Origin of the sequence: Candidatus Palauibacter sp. (assembly GCF_965222475.1) — a bacterium.
In the GTDB taxonomy this organism is placed as follows: domain Bacteria; phylum Gemmatimonadota; class Gemmatimonadetes; order Palauibacterales; family Palauibacteraceae; genus Palauibacter.
This window is the reverse complement of record NZ_CBDCUB010000007.1, coordinates 25,925-46,546: the sequence shown is the minus strand read 5'-3', so window position 1 is coordinate 46,546 and position 20,622 is coordinate 25,925. Positions and strand designations below refer to the sequence as shown.

The window sequence follows — 20,622 nt, the reverse complement described above, 5'->3', positions numbered from 1 at the left end:
GGACGCTCAGCCGCCGAACCGCACCCGCATGCCGCCGACGAACGCGCGGGGGGCCCCCACGCGGACGAAGTCGTTCGCGTCGTGCGACATCTCCGCGATCGTGTCGAAGATGTTCTGGACACTCGCGAACGCACTCAGCCGGCTCGTGAGCTGACGACGAAGGCGAATGTCGACCAGGAATGAGCCGTCGATCTCGCCCGTATTGAGGTCGTTATCGAACCGGGCGCCCAGATACCGGGCCGTAGCGACCACTTCGAGCGTCGTCGGATCGATGTGTCCGACCCGCAGCATGGCGCGCTGCGTGGGGCTCCCCTGCACTTCGTTGCCGATCAGATCCGGTCTCCCCGGCGCGTCGGTGACCTCCGTCGGATTGAACTGGTGGTTCACCGCCAGCAGCCAGGCCGGCGCCGGGCGTACCTCGACTTCGGTCTCCAGTCCCAGGCTCCGCAGCGTGCCCACGTTGTCGCGGCGACGGCATACCCCTCCGGCGGCGACGAACCCGCACGGCCGGATGACTCCGGAGGTCTCCGCCTCCTGGATGGTCACATCGGTGATCGCGTCGCTCACGCGGGCCCAGAAGCCCGTGAGCCGGATCAGCACGGCCGGAGCCGGCTGAAGGTCGACACCCAGTTCGGCGCCGCGCACCCGCTCCGGATTCAGCGCCTCATTGGATTCGTTGACGACATTCCCGGCCGCTCTGAACGGCTTGTACAACTCGTTCAGGGTCGGGACGCGGAGGCCGCTGTAGAGGCTCCCCCGCAGCACGATCCCCTCGGCGGCGTCGAACAGAAAGCCGATGTTGTCGCTCAACCGCGTGCCGCTGCGGTCCTCGAACGTGTTGTCCGCCAGCACGTTCCCGTCGGCAATCTCGAAGATGTGCCGGCCCCCGGCGGAGTTCCGCCACACATCGAGCCGTATGCCGGCGTAGAGCTGCCATCGCTCGCCCAGCTCGCCCCGAACCTGGCCGAAGAAACCGAACAGGCTCTGATCGCCTCCGGTCTCGCGCTGTCTCGCGAAGGCGCCGTCCCGGAACAGGTACTGCTCCGTCGCGTCCCCCGTGGCCCGCAGGACATCGGCCCCGAGGTTCAGGTGACCTCTCCCGGATAGCGGCTTTTCCCAGACCAGGTTGGCGCCGACTCCGGACGACGGAACGTCCTGGCCGATCGACGGCTGCTCACTGCCCCTCGTTCCGTCGACGCTCGAGAATGAGTTCACGTAGGACTGTGACTGGATGAATGCGTTCAGGGTGAGCGCGGATCCGTCCCGTCCCGCGTACGTGGCTCCGAGTTGTCCGAAGCCGGCCTCCGTGGTGTTGTTCCGGAGCGGCGTCGCGTTGTCCTTGTCCTGATCGAAGTAGTTCCCCTGGGCGTGGATGCGGAGCCGGTCCCCTGCCTGGAGTTCCAGCTTCGCGCGAAGCGCGGCGTGGTTCGACGCGGAGGGGATATCCACCGCGCCCCGCAGACTGGGCTCCGTCAGCACGTATCCTTCGCTGTCGAAGAACTCTCCGGCCACGTATCCGCCGATGCGGTCATCCCCGAAGGACGCCATCGCATCACCTCGGAAGGTGGACTGGCTCCCTCCCTGCGCGCCGGCGGAGAACCCGCCACCGCCGCCCGAGCGGGTGATTACGTGGACGACGCCCGCGAGGCTCTGGCTCCCCCAGCTGACGGTGGCTCCGCCGCGGACGATCTCGATCCGTTCGATCACCTCCACCGGGACCTGGCTCCAGCGCACCCAGCCGAAGTAGGGGTCGTTCAGAGGTACGCCATCGACGAGCACGAGCGTGCGGCTGGCTGCCGTCCCTCCCAACCCCCGCAGGGTGACGGCTTGCCAGGAGGGGTGCGCGACTCCGGCCTGGAACGGGAATCGGAAGTTCAGCCCGGGGACTTCCTGGAGGACGTCCTGCAGCGTCTGGGCCGCCGAGAGACGAAGTTCCTCGCGCGTCACCGCGGTCACGTTGACGGGCACCTCACCGACTGAAGTCGGCGACCGGAGCGCCGAGACGATCAACTCGCCCAGCGAGACCACGCTGTCGGCCGGCGCCGGTTCCTGCGCCGCGAGCGGGAGGGCGAGCCGGGGTGTCGACAAGCCGAGCACGAACAGTGCCGCTCGGGGTGCCTTCCGCCATCCGGACCGCGGGTCTCGTAGCGTCATTTCAGGCTCTCCTCGAGGAGTTTCTTGACCATTGTCGGGTCCGCGCGCCCGTCCGTCGCGCGCATCGCCTGGCCGACGAAGAATCCGATCAGTCCCATCTGGCCGGCCGCATAGCGCTCCACCTCGGCCGGGTGCGACGCCAGGACCCGATCGACGATGTGGCGAATCCGCCCCGCGTCACCGATGCGGCCGAGCCCTTCCCGCTCGACGATCTCGCGCGGGTCGCCCCCGCTCTCGACGAGTCGCGCGAGGAGGGACTTCGCCACGGAGCGGGAGATCTCCTCATTCTGCACCAGCTCGACGAGCGCAGCCAGCGCCTCCGGATCGAGTGCGCCTGCATCGCCGCCGCCGGCCCCCCGGACTTCGTGCACGAGCCAGTTCGCTACGGCGACCGGGTCGGTCCCGTCGCGGATGGCCCGATCGTAATAGCGGACGGATGCCCCGGAACCGCTGATCAGATCGGCGAGGTCGTCGGGCAACCCCAGTTGCTCCCGAAAGCGGTGGAAGGCGGCCTGAAGCGCAGGATCGGCCCCCCGAACGGCGTCACGGGCTTCGCGGCCCGTGTCGACGCCCGGCGTCGCCGGCCCGGGCGTGGCGTCGGTCGTCGGGGACGCGTCCGCGCCGCCGGCGTCCGCCACCGCCCGCCTGGCCCACGCATCGCGCAGCGTGACCGTTCGGTTGAACACGAGCGGCGCGCCGGGACGAAGCGCGCCGTCCGCGCCCACGACGGTCGCCACGGCCCGCGTCGCGCGGTCCCGGATGAAGTAGCCGAGCCGCTCGAACTGATACGTCGCCTCGCGCGGGTCCGCCGCCAGGCTGGGCTCGGCCCGTGCTTCCGATAGTATCTGAAGCGAGCCCGGGTTCAGTTGCTCCCGCATCGTGTCCGCGCGAGCGGTCGGGTCCGGGGTCCGGAACAACCGGTCGTACAGGCGAACCTCGATCGGCAACGAACGGGGCGCCGAAACCCAGTGGATCGTCGCCGCCGGCCGGCGCCCGTCAGGGGCCCTGCCGCTTCTCGTCTCCGGGTCGTAGGTGCAGTGCAGCCGGACCACGCGACCGGCCTCGTCCTTTTCCACGCTTCGGCAGGTGATGAAGTAGCCGTGCCGCAGGCGGACTTCCCGTCCCGGGGCGAGCCGCCTGAACCCGGGCTCCGGTACCTCGGCGAAGTCGCCGCGTTCGATGTAGAGGCTTCTCGTGAACGGAACCTCGCGGGTCTCCGGCCAGCCCTCGGGGCGCGCCTCGACCCCGGACGGGAAATACGGCGCCTCCAGCCATTCGACCCCGACGTCCGGATAGTTGTCGATCACGACCTCGAGCGGACGCAGCACGGCCATCACGCGCGGCGCGCGCGCGTTGAGCGCATCGCGAACCGCCCATTCAAGCGTCGCGATCTCGACCCGGTTCTCGGCCTTTCCGATCCCGATCTGCCCGCAGAAGGCGCGAACCGCGTCCGGGGGGATTCCACGCCGGCGGAAACCGGCGAGCGTGGGCATGCGCGGGTCATCCCAGCCCGATACCTGTCCTTCCTCCACGAGGAGGAGGAGCTTCCGCTTGCTGACGACGGTGTAGTCGAGGTTACGGCGCGCGAACTCGTACTGGCGGGGGCGCGGATCCCACGACCCCAGTTCCTCCCCACCGCCGCCCTCGGTCCCCGGGATGCGCTCGAACCCGGCGGCGGCGGGCCGCGTATGCTCGATGAACCAGTCGTACAGGGCGCGATTGTCCTGAAATTCGAGCGTGCAGAAGGAGTGCGTGATCCCCTCGATCGCGTCCGATTGGCCGTGCGCCCAGTCGTAGAAGGGATAGATCGGCCACGCATCGCCCGTCCGGTAGTGGTGCGCGTGCCGGATCCGGTACATGAGCGGATCGCGCAGCTTCATGTTCGAGGCGGCGAGGTCGATCCGGGCGCGGAGGACGTGCTCGCCGTCGGCGAACTCGCCCGCCCGCATGCGCCGGAACAGGTCCAGGTTTTCCTCCGTCGAACGGTCCCGGTAGGGACTGGGCCGGCTCGGCTCGAGCACCGAACCCCGATGGGCGCGGATCTCCTCCTCCGAGAGGCTGTCCACGTAGGCGAAGCCGTCCTCGATCATCCGGAGCGCCATCCGGTAGAGCGCCTCGAAGTAATCCGAGGCGTAGCGGATCTCGCCCTCCCACTCGAACCCCAGCCAGCGGATGTCGCGCGCGATCGCCTCGACGTAGGCTGGGTCCTCGGTCGTCGGGTTCGTGTCGTCCATGCGCAGGGTCGCCCGGCCGCCGTACTCCGCTGCGACCCCGAAATCGAGGCAGATGGCGGACGCGTGGCCCACATGGAGGAACCCGTTCGGCTCGGGCGGGAAACGCGTGAGGACGCGCCCTCCGTGCCGGCCGCTTTGGACATCGCGGGCAACGATCTGTCGAATGAAGTCCAGCCGCTCTCGTTCCGACATGCGGGGAAACTACGCGACGGCGGCCGAACGGGAACCGGCGCGGTGCCACGGGAAGGGATGCGCAAAAAAAGCCGGGCCCTTTCGGACCCGGCCTGGCCTCTGACGCAGCGCCCCGTTGGGGGGGCGCCGTCAGGAACGTGTGTCCCGGTCGATCGCGAATGTCCCATCGCTGGCCGCGACCGGAGTCTCCGGACACTCCCCGACCGCAGGTGGCGCCGCCGCCCCGGTCGCCGACGTGCCATGCAGAGACCCGCCGTGCGTGCCCAGCGTCAGCCCCACCGCGACCACCAACCAGGCCAGAGAACTGCCCGACGCCCATTTCGCCAGTCTGTCCATGAGATTCATCCTTCCTCGGTACGGCGGTTGCGATCCTGTTCCTGTTCATACGGCGAGAGGCGGCAAAAGTTTCTGCCCGTCTCGTGACCCTTCGACCCGGCGAGCGGCCAAAGGGTTGGCAGCCGCTGCCCGTCGCAAGGCGACGCGCCCGGTGCGTCAGCCGGATTTCGTCAGACGCGCGAGATACGCGGCTTCCTCCGCCTCGAAGGCGACCTCGCACCGCCAGCCGGCCGCGGCGGCATGACGGGCGAGGGTCTCCAGATCGACGTACAGCTCGCGAAAGGGTCGGCCGACGCGTCCGGCGTGCGACAGTTCGATCCACGCCTGGCCGGGGTATCCTCCCGCCGGCGGCCATGGCCCCGAACGCCGACCTTCGCCGGGCATCGCCTCCGCGCCGTCGATCAGGAGCTGTCCGCCGGGAGCCGGAAACCGCCGGGCGTGCCGGAGGAAGCGGTCGAGACCCGCCAGGGTCCCCACCGGACCGAGACCGTTCATGAGCATGAGCACGGTGTCGAATCCCGCCTGCCACCAGTAGCGGAAATCGGCGCACACGACGGACGCGGCGCCGCGCGCCTTCAGCAGGCGGGCGAGCGTCGGGGAGCCCTCGAGGGCGACGACCGACCGTTTCTTCGCCTGAAGCGCGACGGTGTGCGGCCCCGCCCCGGCCCCGAGGTCGAGCACGCGCCCCCGGCACAGGTCGAGCGCGTAACGCTCGAAATCGAGCATCCGGTTCTCGCTCCGGAAGAAGAACTCGACCGGAAACGCCTCGTCTTCGCCCAGGCTGCTGCGGAGCCGGAGTCCCCCGGCGGTGTCCCCGGCGGCGTGGGCGAGCAGCGCGCTCACGTAGGGGGCCAGCGCCGATACCCGATCGCGATACACACCGGGTTTCCGCGATGGCACGGCCGCGGGTGTCAACGGTCGGGCGCCAGCAGCCCCGCGGCGGTGCGTTCGTCCAGACCCAGGACCCAGACCGATTTCACGCGCCCCCGGTGGCCGGAGCGGAGTTCGACCGCCGAGCGAGGGAGGCGGAGTCGCCGGGCGAGGAACCTCACCAGGGCCCGGTTCGCGGCGCCATCCACGGGTGGGGCGGCGACGCGGACCCGCAGCGCGTCGCCGTGCGCACCCGCGACTTCCGTGCGACCCGCGCGGGGTTGCACGCGGACCCTCAGGAGGCCTCCGTCAGGGGCTTCGGAGTACCAGTTCAGCGCCACCTCAGGGTCTCGAACACCGTTCGGCAGGCGTTGCAGTAGTACTGGGCGGTCGAGGCCTGGCCGCCGAAGGTGGCGAAGGGGCTGGAATCATCCGAACCGCAGAACGGGCACGGGATCGACGAAGGGAGGGCGGAACTCTCCACCGGGTCGTCGAGCTCCGGCCGTCTCCGCGGAGCTGCGCGTCGCGCCTCGTCGTCCACGGTTCAGTCCATCAGGAGCGTGCGATTGCGGTCGCCCCGGACGCGCGCGAGGGAATCCTCGTCCGGACCGCCTTCCAGGGCGCGCCGGCGCTCCGGGCAGCGCCCGTCCCAGGCCGGCTCGCGGGTGCTGATCCACGTCTCGCCCGCCGCACGCGTCAGCCCGACTTTCGAGGCGAGCGGCCCCACCCGCTCGAGCCAGCGCCGCCGCGTCCCGGCCGGGTCCAGGCCCACGATCCCGTGCTCGGCGAGCGTCGAGCCGAGCGGATCGCCCTCCGGCCCGAACCAGCAGAGGCAGGCGTTCCAGGCCGCTCCGAAGGCCTCGGCCAGCGCCTTGCGCCCGCCCTCCGCCGTGAGGAGGCGCGATGTCCACCCCTGCCCGTGGTCGAAATGGAAGCGCTCTTCCTCCAGCAGCTTGCGCACCTTGTAGTGGATCGGTTCGAAGCGGCTCTCCACGAGCATCTCGAACTGTACCGAGAGCGCCGTATCCCAGAGGAAGTTGAGGGCGAGGAACTCGGTCCACGACGAGACATCGCGGTCCAGCAGCTCCGAACTGCGGTACGCCCCGGAGGGCCGCTCGTGCTCGAGCGCGGACGGGTCGTGGCCGAAGTCGCGCAGCATGGCGTAAAGGATGCGCGCGTGCCCCCACTCGTCCTGCGCCATCGCGGAGCAGGCGATGCCCGCTTCAACCGATGGGGCCCCGAGAATCCAGTCCGAGTAGCGGATGCCGAGCAGCCGTTTGTTGTCCGCGAGGCTGAGCAGGAGGTTGCCGAGGTGAACGGCTGCCCCTTCAGGCAGGTCGGCCGCCGACTTGAAGCCGATCCTGGTCGACTCGCTCACGTCGATGTCCCCCCGAGGGTGAACGGCGCCTGCCGGCGATTGACCGCGGCGAAGGCCTCGCGCGGGGCGACCGTCATCTCGAACCACTTCGCCTCGTCGTAGGTCTGCCACGCGTACACGCGGGCCAACTGCTCGCTGGGCGCGGCCACCGCGCCGATGTGCTCGAACCGGTCCGCCCTCTTCTTGCGCGCGAACACCTCGTAGATGCGGCCATCGCCGCTCACGTCGCGACCCCGAACGATTTCAGGTACGCCCGCCCCCGATCGGAGATCGCGGCCGTCGTCCAGGGAGGGTCCCACACGGTCGCGAGTTCGACCTCGCGGATCCCCTCCTCCTCCAGGAGGCGCTCCCGCACGTCCCACGCGATGAAGTCCATGCACGGACAGGCCGTCGCCGTGAACGTGAGATGTACGGTGACCGAACCCGCCGTCTCGTCCCCGGTGACCTTCCGAACGAGCCCCAGATCCACGATCGAGATCGGGAACTCCGGATCCGCCACTTCATACAGCGCCCTCCGCGCGCGCTCCGCCAGGTCCGCAGCGGGTTCGGCGAAGACCGGAGGGGCCGGCAGTTCGCGGCCGCCGCGCGTCTCCCGCAGGACGGCGGCGAAGTTCATCCCCTCTTCGTACCGTGGCAGCCCCCGCCGTCGCGCGATGCCCTCGGTCATGCGGCGAGCAGCCCCTCGACCGCGAAGCGACTGCGGCGCAGCGACTCCACATACCGCTCGTTCATCGGCCCGCGCGCCTTCCAGCGCTCGAACACCTGCTTCCAGGTGAGCGTCTCGTCAAAGAGCCAGCGCCGCGCATCGGGGTCGTACTGGCAGGGCAACTCGTACGTGAGTTCGACCTCATCCGTGTCCGGGTCGTAGCGCGCGGGCACGTCGTAACCCAACTCCTCGCACAGCGGCACGACCGCCATCAGCCACGTCTGTCGCAACTGGTCGTTCGTCATCCCCTTGAGGCGGAAGTCGAGTTGCGCGTTGTGGTGCTTCCTGTCGTCGGGCATGCCGAACCACTCGACGCCCATCGGGAACATCCAGTCGAGCGTCCGCTGGACCGCCTCCCTGGCCGCGCCCCCGGCCTCGGCGAAACGCCGGATCCAGACTTCGCCATGGCGGAGATGGAAGTTCTCCTCCAGCCCCACCTTCACGAGCCCGCGCTTGAGTGGGCCGTAGCTGGTGTTCCGGTGCACGTCGCCGAGGAGCGTGATCCCGGCCCGGTCGTAGAGGGCGTTCGCCGATACGAGTTCCGCCCAGCTCAGGAGCGGCTGGTCGAAGCCGTAGGGGTGCTTGAATTGCGCGGGATCCCGGTCGTAGAGCAGCCAGTGTCGGTCGACGCCGAGATCCTCGAGCAGGCGGTAGGCGATGTTCGCATGCCCAAGTTCATCCTGGATGATCGCCGTGGCCGACACCATCGTGTTCGTTGAGGGCGCGTCGCGGGCCGCCATGAAGTAGGCCGGCGCGCTGATGAGTTCCGTGTCGCCCTGCACGGTCAACTGTGTGATGAGCGCCCGCTTGTAGGTCTCCGTCATGTCCTCTTCGGACTCGACGATGAACCCTTCCTGGACCTTCCGCTGCAGCTCTTCGTCCGTGAAGCGTCCCATGCGTTATCCGTCTCCCGTTTCCTCCGAATCCGACGATTCGGGTGTGATCGGGACCAGCCGCCCCCCGGCGCGGAACCGGATCGCGCCGTCGATGAGGGCCAGTACGAGCCGGTCGCCCGAGAGCTGGTACGCGCGCACGGAACCCAGAGCCGCGCGGAGACGCTGCTCGACCTCCGCGCCCCGCCCGCGGCAGCTCCTCCGCGTGGTCGCGAGCCCGTAGAAGCGGAGCGCCGCGGACGCCGCGGTGCGGAAACTCCCGAACACCTGATTGCAGCCCGTGAAACCCGACACCTGCCCCGAAACGTCCGCCTCATCGAAGGCCTCGGCCAGGAATCGGAGCGTTACGGGCTCCACGCCGCGGAGGTCCGCGGTCCACTCCCCCACGTCGAACGACTCGAGTTCCCATTCGTGCGTGTGCAGCGCGCGTGCTCCCGCCGCCGCGCCGTATCCCGCTCCGTCCGCCCCCGCGGTCCCCCGGGTCCCCTCCTCGACGACATCGGTGAGCCGGATGGGGATGACCCCCCGGTTCGTGAGCACGAAGTGCCGCACGATGTCGACGGACGGGGCCACCGTGACCGGGTCGCCGGGCCGCCGGATCCGGACGTCCAGCCGGATCAATCCCTCTTCGATCGCCATGCGCCGGACTTCGATCCGATCCCCTATCAGCCGGGCCGACACGTCCACGGCCTCCTCGCCATCGCGGAGAAGGGCGTGCAGCGTCAGGAATCGTTCCCGCCCCTGTTCCGCGACGAGGACGGCGGCCGCGTCCGTCCCCGAGTTGAAATCGAGATCTCCCTCCGTCGTCATCAAGAGTTCGTGCCGAACGTTGCCGTCACCGACCCCCGACCCTCCGTTGAGGGTGACGCTGCCCCCCTCCAGCGTGAGGAAGACGCCCTCTTCCAGAAGTTCACGGTACGCCGGCTCGGGTCCGCGCTCGCACGCGCCGATGCCGACCGCGGCGGCCAGCAGCCCCGCGAATACGGTTTCCCGTCTCACTCCGCCTCCATGAACGGATACCGGTAGTCGGTGGGCGGGTCGAAGGTCTCCTTGATCGTTCGCGGAGAGACCCAGCGCACCAGATTGAGGACCGAGCCCGCCTTGTCGTTCGTGCCGCTCGCCCGCCCGCCGCCGAAGGGCTGCTGGCCGACGACCGCGCCCGAGGGCTTGTCGTTGATGTAGTAGTTGCCGGCCGCGTTGCGCAGCACGGCGCCCGCGTTTCGCACCGCCGCGCGGTCGCGCGCGAAGACCGCGCCGGTGAGGGCGTAGGGCGACGTGCCATCGACGAGTTCGAGCGTCTCTCCCCAGTCCGAAGCCCGATAGGGGTGGAGTGTGACGACAGGACCGAAGATCTCCTCGCACATCAGTTTGTGTGCGGGGTCGTCGGCTTCGACCAGCGTGGGTTCGATGAAATACCCGCGGCTGTCGTCAAACCCGCCCCCGGCGAGGACCCGCGTCCCCGGCGACGTCTTCGCGTGGTCGATGTACGACCTGATGTTGTCGAACGCGGACCGGTCGATGACGGCCCCGACAAAGTTCCGGAAGTCTGCGGGGTCGCCCATCCGCAACTCCTCGGTCATTGCGACGGCGCGGTCGCGCACCTCTTCCCACATCGTGTCGGGGATGTAGACGCGGGATGCCGCCGAGCACTTCTGTCCCTGGTACTCGAAGCCGCCGCGCACGATGGCCACCGCGACCGCCCGGGGGTCCGCGCTCTCGTGGGCGAGGATGAAGTCCTTGCCGCCGGTCTCGCCCACCAGCCGCGGGTAGGCGCGATAGTTCTCGACGTTCCGGGCGACCGACTTCCACAGGTGCTGGAAGGTGCCGGTCGATCCCGTGAAGTGGATGCCGCCCAGTTCGCGGCTCGAGAGCAGAACGTCGCTGATCTCCGAGGCGACCCCCGGGATGAAGTTGATCACGCCCGGGGGCAGACCGGCTGCCTCGAGGAGTTCCATGACGTAGTAGGAGGCGAGCACGCCGGTGGTGGACGGCTTCCACACGGCGACGTTCCCCATGAGCGCGGGGGACGTGGTCAGATTGGCCCCGATCGCCGTGAAGTTGAAGGGGCTGATCGCGTAGATGAACCCTTCCAGGGGGCGGTGATCCATGCGGTTCCACACCCCGGGGCCGGAGACGGGCTGCTCCGCGTACACGCGCGCGGCGAACGACGCATTGAAGCGCCAGAAGTCGACGGTCTCGCACGCCGCGTCGATTTCGGCCTGGAGCGCCGTCTTGCTCTGCCCGAGCATCGTCGCCGCGTTGAGTTTCATCCTCCATGGGCCCGCCAGGAGTTCCGCGGCGCGGAGCAGGATCGCGGCCCGATCCTCCCAGGCCCAGTTCGACCACTCCGTCCAGGCTTTGCGGGACGCGCCGATGGCGGCCTCTGCCTCGGCCGCGCCGGCGACATGGCAGCGGGCCAGCGCGTGGCCGTGGTCATGCGGCATCGTGACATCGAAGGTGCGCGAAGTCCGGACCTCGCGGCCTCCGATGATGAGCGGAATCTCGACTACCTCGCCACTCTGGCGCCGAAGTTCGGCCTTGAGCGCAGTCCGTTCGGGGCTGCCCGGGGCGTAGTCGTGGACCGGTTCGTTCGAGGGAGAAGGAATCGTGAATCGGCCCTGGCTCCCGGTCGCCGGTCGTTCGTCGCCGGCGGGCGAGCCGTCAGCGGCCGCTTCCAATACCTCGGCGGTAAATGGGCTCATCGAGAATCCCCCTGGTGATTTCGTTCGCGAAGGGAAGGCCAATCTGGCGCGCCGGGAGTGAGAGTGAAAGGTGTTCGCGACCCCGTCGACGCGGCTCTCGAGACGGACTTTCGGGCCGCCGGGAGCGTACCCGCCGGTTGATCGCGGACCACACCGACGAGTAATCTACCCCGATACGTGGCGTGGTGTCCCGGCAATGGTCGTCCGCGGCGGCGGCCCGGATCGAGCGAGGTATCTCAGTACCAAGATGGAGCTTGCGAAGCACCTGATCGGCCCCCGCGCGGTGTGGCTCGCGTTGTCCCTCCTGCTCTGTCCCGCCTCGGGACTTGCGCAGGAGGGGGCGGCGTTGCTGCGGGCGATGGAAGCCCGCGTTGACGCGGGTCGCGAGAACGCGGTTCACCTGCTGGCGCCACAGACCTTCCGGGCGGCCGTGGAACGCTTCGACGATGCGGTACGCCGCTGGGAGGACGGTCGCGAGGACGCCCGCTTCCGGGAGTTGCTGACCGAAGCGGAGCAGAGGCTGGAAGACGCGGAGGGGATCGCGGCCGCCGGCCGCTCACAGTTCGGGGAGCCGCTCGCGGCGCGGGTGGAGGCGCGGTCGGCGGAGGCCGGGACCCGGGCCCGCCAGGCCTGGGAGAGCGCGGAAGGCGAACTGCTGGAAGCGGGCCGTCGATTCGAGCGCGACGATTTGGACGAGGCGGGCGTGCGAGCGGCGAGGGCCGCGGATCTCTATCGCCGCGCGGCGCGCGCGGCGTGGCGCGACCGGTTTCTCGGCGCCGCCATCCAGGCCCGCGCCGCGGCCATGACGGCGGGGGCGAGCGAGTTGGCGCCGGCCACCTTTGCCGAAGGCGAGGCGCTGCTGGCGAGCGGCGAGGCGGACATCGAGATGAACCGGCTCGAGGACGGCCCCGGCCAGGCGGGAGAGGCGGCTCTCGTGGCTTTCGGCCGAGCTCACCGGATCGCCGCCCTCTCCGACAGTGTGCGGCGGCGGGAGGTACTGCTCGAGCGTCTCGTCGACGAGCACGAAGACGATCTTGCGCGCCTGGCCGAAGTCGCCGGCGTGACGCCTCAGCGCAACGATACCGGCGAAACGACGAGTCGGCTCGCCGCGGAGATCGAGCGGATTCGGGCCGACAACGCCCGGCTGGAGGCGGAGCTCGGGAACGAACGCGCCCGGACTTCCGATCTCGAGTCGCGGCTGGGGTCCGCCGAGGGTCGCCTGATCGAGTTCGAGCAGCGGTTCACCGGAGCAAGGGATGAACTGCTGGCGATCCGCGAGCGCGAGGCCCGGCTTCGCGAGGTGCAGGGGCTTTTCACCGCGTCCGAGGGCGAGGTGCTCCTGACCGGGGACCGGATCGTCCTCCGTCTGCATGGGCTCACCTTCGAGTCCAGCGAAGCGGAGATCTCCGAGAGCCTCCATCCTCTGCTCGCCAAGGTGCAGCGCGTGGTCACGACGTTCCCGGGGGCGGCGGTCCGCATCGAGGGACACACGGACGCCCAGGGCGGAGCGCGCGGGAATCAGGCGTTGAGCCAGCGGCGGGCGATCGCGGTCCGCGAGCACATCCTGTCCCGCGTACCCATCCCGTCGTCGCGCGTGGAGGCGGTCGGGTTGGGTGAGGATCGCCCCATCGCGAGCAACGAGACCGAGGAAGGGCGGGCGAGGAACCGGCGCATCGAGGTCGTCGTGACGCTGCCGGGCGGATGAAGGGGCCCGCGGGGGTCCTACTCCCCCACGGGTTCGGCCGGGTCGCGCGGCTTCCTGCGCTCAGTCTCCCGGAGGTTTTGAGCCGACGAAGTCCTCGCCACCGTCCACGCGGATCGTGTTCCCCGTCATCCACGCCGTCTCGGCGTCCGCGAGCGCCACCATGCAGCGCGCGACGTCCCCGGTCGTGCCCAGCCGGCCGTGCGGGTTCTGGGCCGCCGCTGACGCGATCATGTGCTCGGCTCCCGGGATCTTTCGGAGCGCGGGCGTGTCGGTGACGCCGGCCCGGATGGCGTTCACCGTGATCCCCCGGCGCGCAAGTTCGAGCGCGAGTTGCCGGCAATGCGATTCCAGCGCGGCCTTGGCGGCCGAGACCGCACCGTAGGAGGGAATGACCCGATCGCCCCCGGAGGAGGTCATGGCGAAGATCCGGCCGCCCTCGCGCATGAGCCCGCGGTCGAGCAGACCCTGCGTCCAGTAGACCAGAGTGTGGGCCATGACATCCAGCGTCATGTTCATCTGCTCCGGGCTCATCGCCGTGTCGCCATCGCCGACGAAGGGCCGAAGGGTGCCGAACGCCAGCGAGTGCATGAGTACGCGAATCGATCCGGCTCCCGCGGTGTCGGCGATTTCGTCCAGCACCCGGTCGCGCTTCTTCGCCGCGGCCGCATTCGCATTGAAGAACATCGACCGGCGACCGCTCGCCGCGATGCACGCTTCGATCTCCGCGACGCGGACGAGGCCGGCCCGCCGGTCCAGATGCACGCCGTAGATGTCGTAGCCCGCCCCGGCGAAGGCGATCGCCGCCGCCTCGCCGAAGCCGCTCGAAGCACCCAGAATCAACGCCCCCGGTGCCGAATCCGTCACGCCGCTCCCTCCCGTTCCGTGAAGTGCACCCTCATCCCGCCACGGTCTGCCGCGTCCCCGGCGGTAGAAGCGCTCAGCATAGCCGCCCGCTCTCCGGGTCGCACGGCCGGACGGCCCGGAGGAGGCCCCCGGACCGCCGGGCCGCGCCTCGGTTCGTCGCGTTCCGCGGCGATCGGCGACGGATCCCCACCGTCGGCGGCGCTTCGGCCGCGACTTTGTTTTTTTTGAAAAAACGCTTCCGAACGCAAGAAGTTCGCGATGCCCCTTACAGATGCTCTATCGCCCGTTGCCGCAGCGTGAACGCAGAGAACGATACAACGATCATGCAACGCGCATGAAGCAGAATCCACATCTGATCCAGAGTTTTGGACGATCATTCAACACTCACATAAATACTTATGGGATATCCTGTTACATGTCATGGACGGTGTCGCCCTTTTCCCGGCGCCGCGGAAAGGACCGCTTGCCGGAGGCAAAGGCGGTTCCCTATCCTCAAACGGCGACAGGGGAGGCATCGGCAGGATCTTCGCGGACCGCCGAGGGTCCGTATCGATGCGGGGAAAGAACTTCAGTTTTGATGAGCGTATCCCACGATATGATGGCACCATCCGACCGTAGTTTCGTCAACGTCGTAGTGGATCTCCCGAAGGAACTCGCGGCGGACGTTGAAGATGTGCGCCAGCGGGATCCCGAGTTCCTGGGCCGGGCGATCCAGTATGTGCTCGCCCGGCGCATCATCTTCGAGGAGTTGGCGGCCCGCGCTTCCGAGCGCCGCTAGTGTCGCGTCCCGGAAATTCGCTCGAATAGCCGAGATATTTCCGGGACGGGACACCAGGCGATCCTGTTCACACCTCCCCGGGAGACCCGGGCCCGCACCCCGGGGGTCGCGATTCTCCCTCCGCCCGCCCCGGAGCGCAGGTGCGTGGCGTTGACGCCCGCCCGACCCGGGGCTAAATCGCGCTGGGAACACGGGTGGAGTGAGGGTGGCCAGCGATCTCGAGCCGAGGATGGCAGTGTCCTCCGAGACGGAGCACCGAGGGGCCGGTCGGGGTACCGACAGAGGGTCGGAATCCGATGAGGGAGTGCTGCGGGCCAAATACGCGGATTACTGCTCTGCACAACTCACCGAGGTCTTTCTCTCCCTGGCTGATGAGCGCATCTACGAAATCGTTGAAGAAGAGGCCCGCGAGCAGGAAATCGGACCCGGCGAGCTCGGCTTCAAGGCCATGGTTCGGTTGGCCACCAAGCGCCTGAGGGAGAGCGTTCCGCTCCCGGACTTCGAGACGTGGCGCAGCGATTACGAGACCGCCCCGGAGCAGTACGAGAAGTACCTCATGGGCCTGTGGCGACAGCGTTCCGAGGAGGACGCCCGCGAAGCCGATTGAATCGGAGGGCGGATGGCTGGACATCGGGCGGGCGGGAACGACGGGACCGGGGAAGGGCGCCCCCAGTTGCGCATGTGGGACGACGCGGGGCAGGAGACGGTCGTCGGTGTCCTCGACGAGTCGGGCGACCGCTGGCAGGTTCTGGTCATCGTCGAACCGGTCGCCGCCGACCTCGCCCGGGGGAGACTCTCGTTTCGGCTCGGCGACGAGCGGTACGACACTGCTCAGGTTCTTCTGGAAGAGACGGCGGCCTCGGTGGTCCGGCGGGCGTGCGAACTACCCGACGTCATGCTGAAACAGCTGCTCACCGCTGTTCGCGGCTGACGGTTCCGGCCCCAACCGGGTCTCGGCGCGCCACCTCCACGACCAGCGTGCGCAACATGACCCAGCCCGCGCGGATCGAGCCGGGAAGGCTTCCGGACACCTTGGACCGGCCCATCGTCCGTCGCTCGAACCGGACCGGCGCGCCGCGCACGCGCGTTCGGGCCCGGAGTGCGCGTACCTGCATTTGCACATACCAGCCGTAATTCGTGTCGTCGAGTTTCAGCAACTCCAGCGTGCTCCAGCGGATGGCGCGAAAGGGTCCCATGTCGCGGATGTCGGCACCGTAGAGTCGGCGCATCGCGGCGAGCACGAGCCTGTTTCCGAGCCGCGCGTGCCAGCGAACCCCTCCCCCTGCGCCAGCCTCGCGCTCGCCGATCACAAGGTCCGCCTCGCCTTCTGCGATGGGGCGCAGCAGGACGTCGAACTGCCCGGCCGCCGCGAAATCGTCCGCGTCGAGGAATACGAGAACGTCCGGAGGGGCCGGGCGGAGCGACTCGATACCGGCGAGACAGGCCCGGCCGTACCCGGCGTGTGGCTCGTACACGACCCGCGACCCCGCCGCCCGGGCGATGTCGGCCGTAGCATCGCGCGAACCGTTGTCCACCAGCACGACCTGACGGACGCGTTCCGCCCCCAGCGCCTCGAACAGGTGCGGGAGCGCCTCCGCCTCGTCGCGGGCGGGGATCAGGATCGCGGTCCGCACGGCTTCGCATGACCGGTGCGCGGTTGCTCTGGGTACTGGTGGCCGTGGAGGCGGCCGCCCTGTGGACGATGGCCTGGGGCGGTTCGGGCACCCCCGGCCCCCCGCTCGCGCTGTGGGGGGTGGCGTTCGCCGCCTATCTGCTTGCGGCGCGGTACGGCACGACGCAATTGGGGACGGCGACGGACCGGCGACGGATCTGGATCGCCGGAATCGCGCTCCGGGCCGGGATGTTCCCGGCCGCCCCGCTCCTTTCCGAGGACATCTATCGGTTCATGTGGGATGGCTGGGTGCAGCGAAACGGCGTGAATCCCTATCTCCTCCCCCCCTCCGCCCCGGCGCTCGAAGAACTGCGTACGGACTGGTGGCCCCTCATCAATCACCCCGACATTCCCACCATCTATCCCCCAGGCGCCCAGCTCGTGTTCGCGCTTCTGGCCTGGATCGGCCCGGCCTGGTGGATCTTCAAGCTGGCGTGGCTCGCGGCCGATCTCGCGGTCGCGTGGCTCGTCCACCGGCTCTCGCGGGGCCGCGGCCCGCTGCCGCTCCTCCTCTATCTCTGGTCGCCGCTGGTGATCGTGGAAGTCGCGTGGAACGGGCACCTCGACCCGCTCGGGCTGGCGCCGATGCTCGGGGCCGTGGCGCTGGCCGGCGCGGCGGGGCCCGCGTGGCGCGCGGGTGCGCTGCTGGGGATCGGGGGATCGGTGAAGTTCGCGCCGCTCGTGGCCGTGCCCGCCCTCGGCCGTCTCCGCGGTCGGCGGACCCGGGCGGCCGCGCTCGCCGTGGCGGTCGCACTCGCGGTGCCGGCCGTGCTTTACCTCCCGTACGCCGGCGCGGGCGCCTCGCTCTTCAGCGGTCTCCGCACGTATGCCGACATCTGGGAGTTCAACGCCGGCCTCTACCGCGGCCTGGAGCTCCTTCCGGGCCACCCCGATCTTCCCAGGTGGATCGGGGCGGCCGTCGTCGGGGGCCTCGCCATCCACGCGGCGCTCCGCCGCTGGGCGCTCGATCGCGCCCTCTTCTGGACGATCGGGTCCGCGCTCCTGCTGTCGCCGACGCTCCACCCGTGGTATGTGCTCTGGGTGCTCCCGTTCGCCTGTCTGTCGCTGAACCGGGGCTGGCTCCTCCTCAGCGGCACGGTCTTCCTCGCCTACGCGGGGCGCGACGCCTACCTGTCCACAGGCGCGTGGCCGGAACCGGCGTGGCTGGCCTGGCTCATCCACGGTCCGCCCCTGGCCCTGCTAGCCCGGGACGGCTGGAGAGGGCGGCGTCCTCAGGCACTCGCGCGACGTGAGCGCGTACCCCGCCGCGAACAGGGCGGTGAACGGGATCGCCGCGGGGGAGCCGAGTAGCGCCGCGTTCACGACCGCGCCCGCCAGAGCGACCGCCAGCCCGAAGCGGATCAGCGCGGTCCCCCCCGCAAGCCGGGCCCGATACCCCACCGTGGGCGAAAAACCCCGCTTCGGCGTGCGGGCGAACGGGGTCCGCCGGCCGCCGGCGCCCCGCAGCACCGCGAAGGTGAGCGGAACGCCCAGCCCCAGCCCCAGGAGCAGCGCCTCGACGATCCTCCGAGCGATCCCCCGGCGTTTCCGGATCAACCCCGCCGCCCCGTAGAAGAGCACGAACGGAACGGTGGCGAGGAGAAGGGCGAACGCGTGCACGATCGAGGGCAAACCGAACCCCGTCCCCGCCACCCAGCCCGCGCCCGCCAGCGCCAGCGCCATCGTGAGCGTCAGGGGGTGGACGACGTGTCCCGCGAGATGGGCCGTGGCCTCGAGTTTGTGCGCGGCGGGCAAATGCGCGCGCCAGATGCGCGGCAGCAGCTTCCGCGCGCTCTGAATGCCGCCCTGCGTCCAGCGGCTCTGCTGAATCTCGACCGCTCGCAGGCTCGACGGCAGTTCCGCCGGGACCCGCACGTCGTCGCGATAAACGAAGCGCCACCCCGCCAGCTGGGCGCGGTAGCTGAGGTCGACATCCTCGGTCAGCGTATCGCTCTGCCAGCCTCCCGCCGCTTCGATGCAGCCCCTGCGCCACATGCCGGCGGAGCCGTTGAAGTTGAAGAAGAGACCCGCCCGGTAGCGCGCCTCGTGCTCGATGGCGAAGTGCGCGTCCAGGAAGAGCGCCTGAGCGCGCGTGAGCCAGCTCGCGTCCGGCGACAGGTGGTCCCACGCCGCCTGCACCGCCCCCACGGAGGGGTCTTGGAAGGGCGGCAGGAGGTCCCGGATCAGACCGGGGGGCGGGACGAAATCGGCGTCCAGCACGACGAGGAATTCGCCGCGGGCGATCGATGTGCCGTGCGCCAGCGCCCCGGCCTTGAAACCCTCGCGCGACCGGCGGCGGATGTGCCGGATGTCGATGCCCCGGGCTCGCCAGGCGCGGACCCGCCGTCCCGCGAGGGCAACGGTCTCATCGTCTGAATCGTCGAGGACCTGTATCTCGAGGCGGTCGGTCGGATAATCGAGCCGGCAGGCCGCATCGATGAGCCGCTCGATCACGTTCGCTTCGTTGTACACCGGAAGCTGGACCGTGACGGTCGGAAGCGACCCGCGCCACGCGCGATGCTCGGCCCGGGCCGGCCGACGCGCCCGTAGCCACAGAAGTCGCAGGCGGTGCGCCCCGAACGGGGCCAGGAAGGCGAGCAGCGCCAGATACGCAACTTGTCCGATCTCGCTCATCGCCCTTCCATGGCCGGCTTCCTCAGCGTGCGCCTCCCGCGCGTGCCCCCAGGAATCATTCTACCCCGCGGCTGCCGCCAGTTGCCCGCGGCCCCGCCTGGAACCGCTCAGGGGACGCGCCGGCCACCGACCTCGTCCGCGCGGAAGTCGAGCCGGTCGAGAGCCACGATCCCGTCGCTCATCACGAACAGTACGTCCTGGTACCGTCCGATGTCTTCGAGAGGATTCCGGTCGAGCACGAGGAGATCCGCCTCGAAGCCCGGGGCCACGCGACCCGTCCGGTCCCCGACGCCGAGCAACTCCGCCGCCACCGTGGTCGCGGCCCGGATCGCATCGAGTTCGCTCATCCCGATCCCGACGAGTTCGATGAGTTCGTGGCTCAGGCGGAGCACGCTTTCCGCTCCGTACCCCGTATCCGTAGCGGCGACGAGCGGCACCCCCAGCGCATGGGCGGCGGCCGCGGTCTCCCGTACCCGGGGCAGCATATGCCGACCCCGCACCTGAAGGACCGGATCGTCGTAGTCCCCTCCCGGAAGCGTGAGATCCGAGACGACGGCGATCGTCGGCACGAGAAAGGTCCCGCGTTCGCGCATCAGGTGCAGCGTCTCCTCCCGCAGGTAGGTGCCGTGCTCGATGCTGCGAACGCCCGCCGCGACGGCCGCGCGACCCCCCCGGTCGCCGTGCGCATGCGCCGCCACCGGCACGCCGCCACCGGACGCCGCCGCTACGAGCGCCGAGAGTTCCGCCTCCGTGAAGAACGGCTTGCGCGGGTCCGTCTCCGGCAGTCCCGCGCGCTCCGTCGCGTTGACCTTGATGAAGTCCACGCCCCGGTCGAGCATGGCGCCCGCCACGCGTCCCAGCGCCTCGGGCCCGCGGACATCGCGGCCATGCAGGTCGCTCAACGCCGGTTCGTCGAGGAAGAGCCCCTCCGCCGGACGCGGCCGTACGTGGTAACCGGCCGCGAGGATCTCGGGACCCGCGAAGACGCCGCGCCGAAACAGCTCGCGAAGACCCACATCCGCGAAGAACCCGCTCCCCATGCTGCGGGCCGTGGTGACCCCCGACATGAGCGCCCGGCGGCCAGCCGCCAGGTCCCCGATGTGCACGTGCGCGTCGATGAGGCCGGGCACGAGGTATCGACCCGCCAGATCCATGACGCGAGCTCCGGCCGGCGCCTCGCCTCCGGGCTCGACCGAAACGATGCGCCCGTCGCGAACGACGACGGTCGCATTCGTGACGATGCCGGACGCGCCGGGGTCGAGCACCGACGCGCCCGTGAAGGCGAGTTCTCCCTGGCCCGCCAGCAACGCCGGACACGCCAGCAACGCCGGACACGCCAGCAACGCCGGACAGGCCAGCGCCGCCGGGCCCGTCAGACACGCGAGCAGAGCGATGGCCCTTGGAGCGATCGCGACGGGACGGGACGGGGCGACCCCTCGAAGAAAGTGCATCATCGGAGCCTCCGGGTGGTGGTCGTCAGATCCCCAACATGACCCGTTCCGGC

21 protein-coding genes are annotated in these 20,622 nt (G+C 69.7%); 5 read left to right on the top strand and 16 right to left on the bottom strand.

Annotation, left to right across the window (positions count from 1 at the left end; translation table 11 throughout):
- Positions 1-6: 6 nt before the first annotated feature.
- The 12 genes from ACOQPP_RS12105 to pruA all read right to left on the bottom strand — a co-directional run bounded on the left by ACOQPP_RS12105 (position 7) and on the right by pruA (position 11,465).
- On the bottom strand, positions 7-2,154 hold the full coding sequence (locus ACOQPP_RS12105) for a TonB-dependent receptor (protein ID WP_419164048.1): 2,148 nt from the start codon (positions 2,152-2,154) through the stop codon (positions 7-9).
- Entirely contained in the window at positions 2,151-4,580 is a 2,430-nt protein-coding gene (locus ACOQPP_RS12100; RefSeq protein WP_420636594.1) for a glutamine--tRNA ligase/YqeY domain fusion protein, read from the bottom strand. The genes ACOQPP_RS12105 and ACOQPP_RS12100 overlap by 4 nt, the downstream gene beginning before the upstream one ends.
- A gap of 129 nt (positions 4,581-4,709) precedes the next feature.
- Positions 4,710-4,916 carry a hypothetical protein gene (locus ACOQPP_RS12095; protein ID WP_419164046.1) on the bottom strand — a complete coding sequence of 69 codons (207 nt, stop codon included), beginning with the start codon at positions 4,914-4,916 and terminating at the stop codon, positions 4,710-4,712.
- A 156-nt stretch (positions 4,917-5,072) separates the two neighbouring features.
- Complete coding sequence (locus tag ACOQPP_RS12090) at positions 5,073-5,795, bottom strand: class I SAM-dependent methyltransferase (protein ID WP_420636593.1); 723 nt, start codon at positions 5,793-5,795, stop codon at positions 5,073-5,075.
- Positions 5,796-5,827: 32 nt separating this feature from the next.
- Positions 5,828-6,121: a DUF167 domain-containing protein gene (locus ACOQPP_RS12085; protein WP_419164050.1), complete on the bottom strand. Its 294-nt coding sequence runs from the start codon at positions 6,119-6,121 to the stop codon at positions 5,828-5,830.
- Entirely contained in the window at positions 6,118-6,270 is a 153-nt protein-coding gene (locus tag ACOQPP_RS12080; protein ID WP_419164044.1) for a hypothetical protein, read from the bottom strand. Before ACOQPP_RS12080 ends, ACOQPP_RS12085 begins: the two co-directional genes overlap by 4 nt.
- Before the next feature lie 60 nt (positions 6,271-6,330).
- A complete protein-coding gene (locus tag ACOQPP_RS12075; protein ID WP_419164857.1) occupies positions 6,331-7,164 on the bottom strand; it encodes a Phenylacetic acid catabolic protein in 834 nt (277 codons plus the stop codon).
- Positions 7,161-7,388: a hypothetical protein gene (locus tag ACOQPP_RS12070; protein ID WP_419164042.1), complete on the bottom strand. Its 228-nt coding sequence runs from the start codon at positions 7,386-7,388 to the stop codon at positions 7,161-7,163. Before ACOQPP_RS12070 ends, ACOQPP_RS12075 begins: the two co-directional genes overlap by 4 nt.
- Entirely contained in the window at positions 7,385-7,831 is a 447-nt protein-coding gene (locus tag ACOQPP_RS12065; protein WP_419164041.1) for a metal-sulfur cluster assembly factor, read from the bottom strand. The genes ACOQPP_RS12070 and ACOQPP_RS12065 overlap by 4 nt, the downstream gene beginning before the upstream one ends.
- Positions 7,828-8,766 carry a Phenylacetic acid catabolic protein gene (locus tag ACOQPP_RS12060; RefSeq protein WP_419164040.1) on the bottom strand — a complete coding sequence of 313 codons (939 nt, stop codon included), beginning with the start codon at positions 8,764-8,766 and terminating at the stop codon, positions 7,828-7,830. The genes ACOQPP_RS12065 and ACOQPP_RS12060 overlap by 4 nt, the downstream gene beginning before the upstream one ends.
- A 3-nt stretch (positions 8,767-8,769) precedes the next feature.
- Positions 8,770-9,762, bottom strand: coding sequence for an META domain-containing protein (locus ACOQPP_RS12055; RefSeq protein ID WP_420636592.1), 993 nt, complete (start codon positions 9,760-9,762; stop codon positions 8,770-8,772).
- The gene (gene pruA, locus ACOQPP_RS12050) at positions 9,759-11,465 is read right to left on the bottom strand and encodes an L-glutamate gamma-semialdehyde dehydrogenase (protein WP_419164038.1); all 1,707 of its coding nucleotides are present in this window, start codon (positions 11,463-11,465) and stop codon (positions 9,759-9,761) included. The genes ACOQPP_RS12055 and pruA overlap by 4 nt, the downstream gene beginning before the upstream one ends.
- 247 nt (positions 11,466-11,712) lie before the next feature.
- Here pruA and ACOQPP_RS12045 point away from each other — a divergent pair, with 247 nt between their 5' ends.
- Positions 11,713-13,170, top strand: a complete 1,458-nt coding sequence (locus ACOQPP_RS12045) for an OmpA family protein (RefSeq protein WP_419164858.1) — start codon at positions 11,713-11,715, stop codon at positions 13,168-13,170.
- 60 nt (positions 13,171-13,230) lie between these two features.
- Here ACOQPP_RS12045 and ACOQPP_RS12040 read toward each other — a convergent pair whose 3' ends face one another.
- On the bottom strand, positions 13,231-14,034 hold the full coding sequence (locus ACOQPP_RS12040) for an SDR family oxidoreductase (protein WP_419164859.1): 804 nt from the start codon (positions 14,032-14,034) through the stop codon (positions 13,231-13,233).
- 598 nt (positions 14,035-14,632) lie between these two features.
- Between ACOQPP_RS12040 and ACOQPP_RS12035 the strand changes: the two genes are divergently transcribed.
- From ACOQPP_RS12035 to ACOQPP_RS12025, 3 genes are all read left to right on the top strand, one after another.
- Positions 14,633-14,812, top strand: coding sequence for a hypothetical protein (locus ACOQPP_RS12035; protein WP_419164860.1), 180 nt, complete (start codon positions 14,633-14,635; stop codon positions 14,810-14,812).
- 304 nt (positions 14,813-15,116) lie between these two features.
- Complete coding sequence (locus ACOQPP_RS12030; RefSeq protein WP_420636591.1) at positions 15,117-15,419, top strand: hypothetical protein; 303 nt, start codon at positions 15,117-15,119, stop codon at positions 15,417-15,419.
- A gap of 12 nt (positions 15,420-15,431) precedes the next feature.
- Positions 15,432-15,743 (top strand): hypothetical protein, encoded by a 312-nt coding sequence (locus ACOQPP_RS12025; protein WP_420636590.1) that lies wholly within the window; start codon positions 15,432-15,434, stop codon positions 15,741-15,743.
- Here the strand turns inward: ACOQPP_RS12025 and ACOQPP_RS12020 are convergent.
- Positions 15,724-16,446, bottom strand: coding sequence for a glycosyltransferase family 2 protein (locus ACOQPP_RS12020; RefSeq protein WP_419164863.1), 723 nt, complete (start codon positions 16,444-16,446; stop codon positions 15,724-15,726). The two genes, ACOQPP_RS12025 and ACOQPP_RS12020, sit on opposite strands and share 20 nt — an antisense overlap.
- A gap of 8 nt (positions 16,447-16,454) precedes the next feature.
- On the opposite strand from ACOQPP_RS12020, the gene ACOQPP_RS12015 reads away from it, so the two are divergent.
- Positions 16,455-17,795 (top strand): glycosyltransferase 87 family protein, encoded by a 1,341-nt coding sequence (locus ACOQPP_RS12015; RefSeq protein WP_419164864.1) that lies wholly within the window; start codon positions 16,455-16,457, stop codon positions 17,793-17,795.
- Here the strand turns inward: ACOQPP_RS12015 and ACOQPP_RS12010 are convergent.
- Both ACOQPP_RS12010 and ACOQPP_RS12005 read right to left on the bottom strand, forming a co-directional pair.
- Entirely contained in the window at positions 17,685-19,118 is a 1,434-nt protein-coding gene (locus ACOQPP_RS12010; RefSeq protein ID WP_419164865.1) for a glycosyltransferase, read from the bottom strand. The two genes, ACOQPP_RS12015 and ACOQPP_RS12010, sit on opposite strands and share 111 nt — an antisense overlap.
- 107 nt (positions 19,119-19,225) lie before the next feature.
- Complete coding sequence (locus tag ACOQPP_RS12005; protein ID WP_419164866.1) at positions 19,226-20,572, bottom strand: amidohydrolase family protein; 1,347 nt, start codon at positions 20,570-20,572, stop codon at positions 19,226-19,228.
- Between the last annotated feature and the right edge of the window lie 50 nt (positions 20,573-20,622).

What these genes read in the sequence shown, in the direction of transcription:
- ACOQPP_RS12105 (WP_419164048.1), bottom strand. Translation starts at nt 2,154, where the DNA reads ATGACGCTACGAGACCCGCGGTCCGGATGGCGGAAGGCACCCCGAGCG.
- ACOQPP_RS12100 (WP_420636594.1), bottom strand. Translation starts at nt 4,580, where the DNA reads ATGTCGGAACGAGAGCGGCTGGACTTCATTCGACAGATCGTTGCCCGC.
- ACOQPP_RS12095 (WP_419164046.1), bottom strand. Translation starts at nt 4,916, where the DNA reads ATGGACAGACTGGCGAAATGGGCGTCGGGCAGTTCTCTGGCCTGGTTG.
- ACOQPP_RS12065 (WP_419164041.1), bottom strand. Translation starts at nt 7,831, where the DNA reads ATGACCGAGGGCATCGCGCGACGGCGGGGGCTGCCACGGTACGAAGAG.
- ACOQPP_RS12060 (WP_419164040.1), bottom strand. Translation starts at nt 8,766, where the DNA reads ATGGGACGCTTCACGGACGAAGAGCTGCAGCGGAAGGTCCAGGAAGGG.
- pruA (WP_419164038.1), bottom strand. Translation starts at nt 11,465, where the DNA reads ATGAGCCCATTTACCGCCGAGGTATTGGAAGCGGCCGCTGACGGCTCG.
- ACOQPP_RS12045 (WP_419164858.1), top strand. Translation starts at nt 11,713, where the DNA reads ATGGAGCTTGCGAAGCACCTGATCGGCCCCCGCGCGGTGTGGCTCGCG.
- ACOQPP_RS12035 (WP_419164860.1), top strand. Translation starts at nt 14,633, where the DNA reads ATGGCACCATCCGACCGTAGTTTCGTCAACGTCGTAGTGGATCTCCCG.
- ACOQPP_RS12025 (WP_420636590.1), top strand. Translation starts at nt 15,432, where the DNA reads ATGGCTGGACATCGGGCGGGCGGGAACGACGGGACCGGGGAAGGGCGC.
- ACOQPP_RS12015 (WP_419164864.1), top strand. Translation starts at nt 16,455, where the DNA reads ATGACCGGTGCGCGGTTGCTCTGGGTACTGGTGGCCGTGGAGGCGGCC.
- ACOQPP_RS12010 (WP_419164865.1), bottom strand. Translation starts at nt 19,118, where the DNA reads ATGAGCGAGATCGGACAAGTTGCGTATCTGGCGCTGCTCGCCTTCCTG.
- ACOQPP_RS12005 (WP_419164866.1), bottom strand. Translation starts at nt 20,572, where the DNA reads ATGATGCACTTTCTTCGAGGGGTCGCCCCGTCCCGTCCCGTCGCGATC.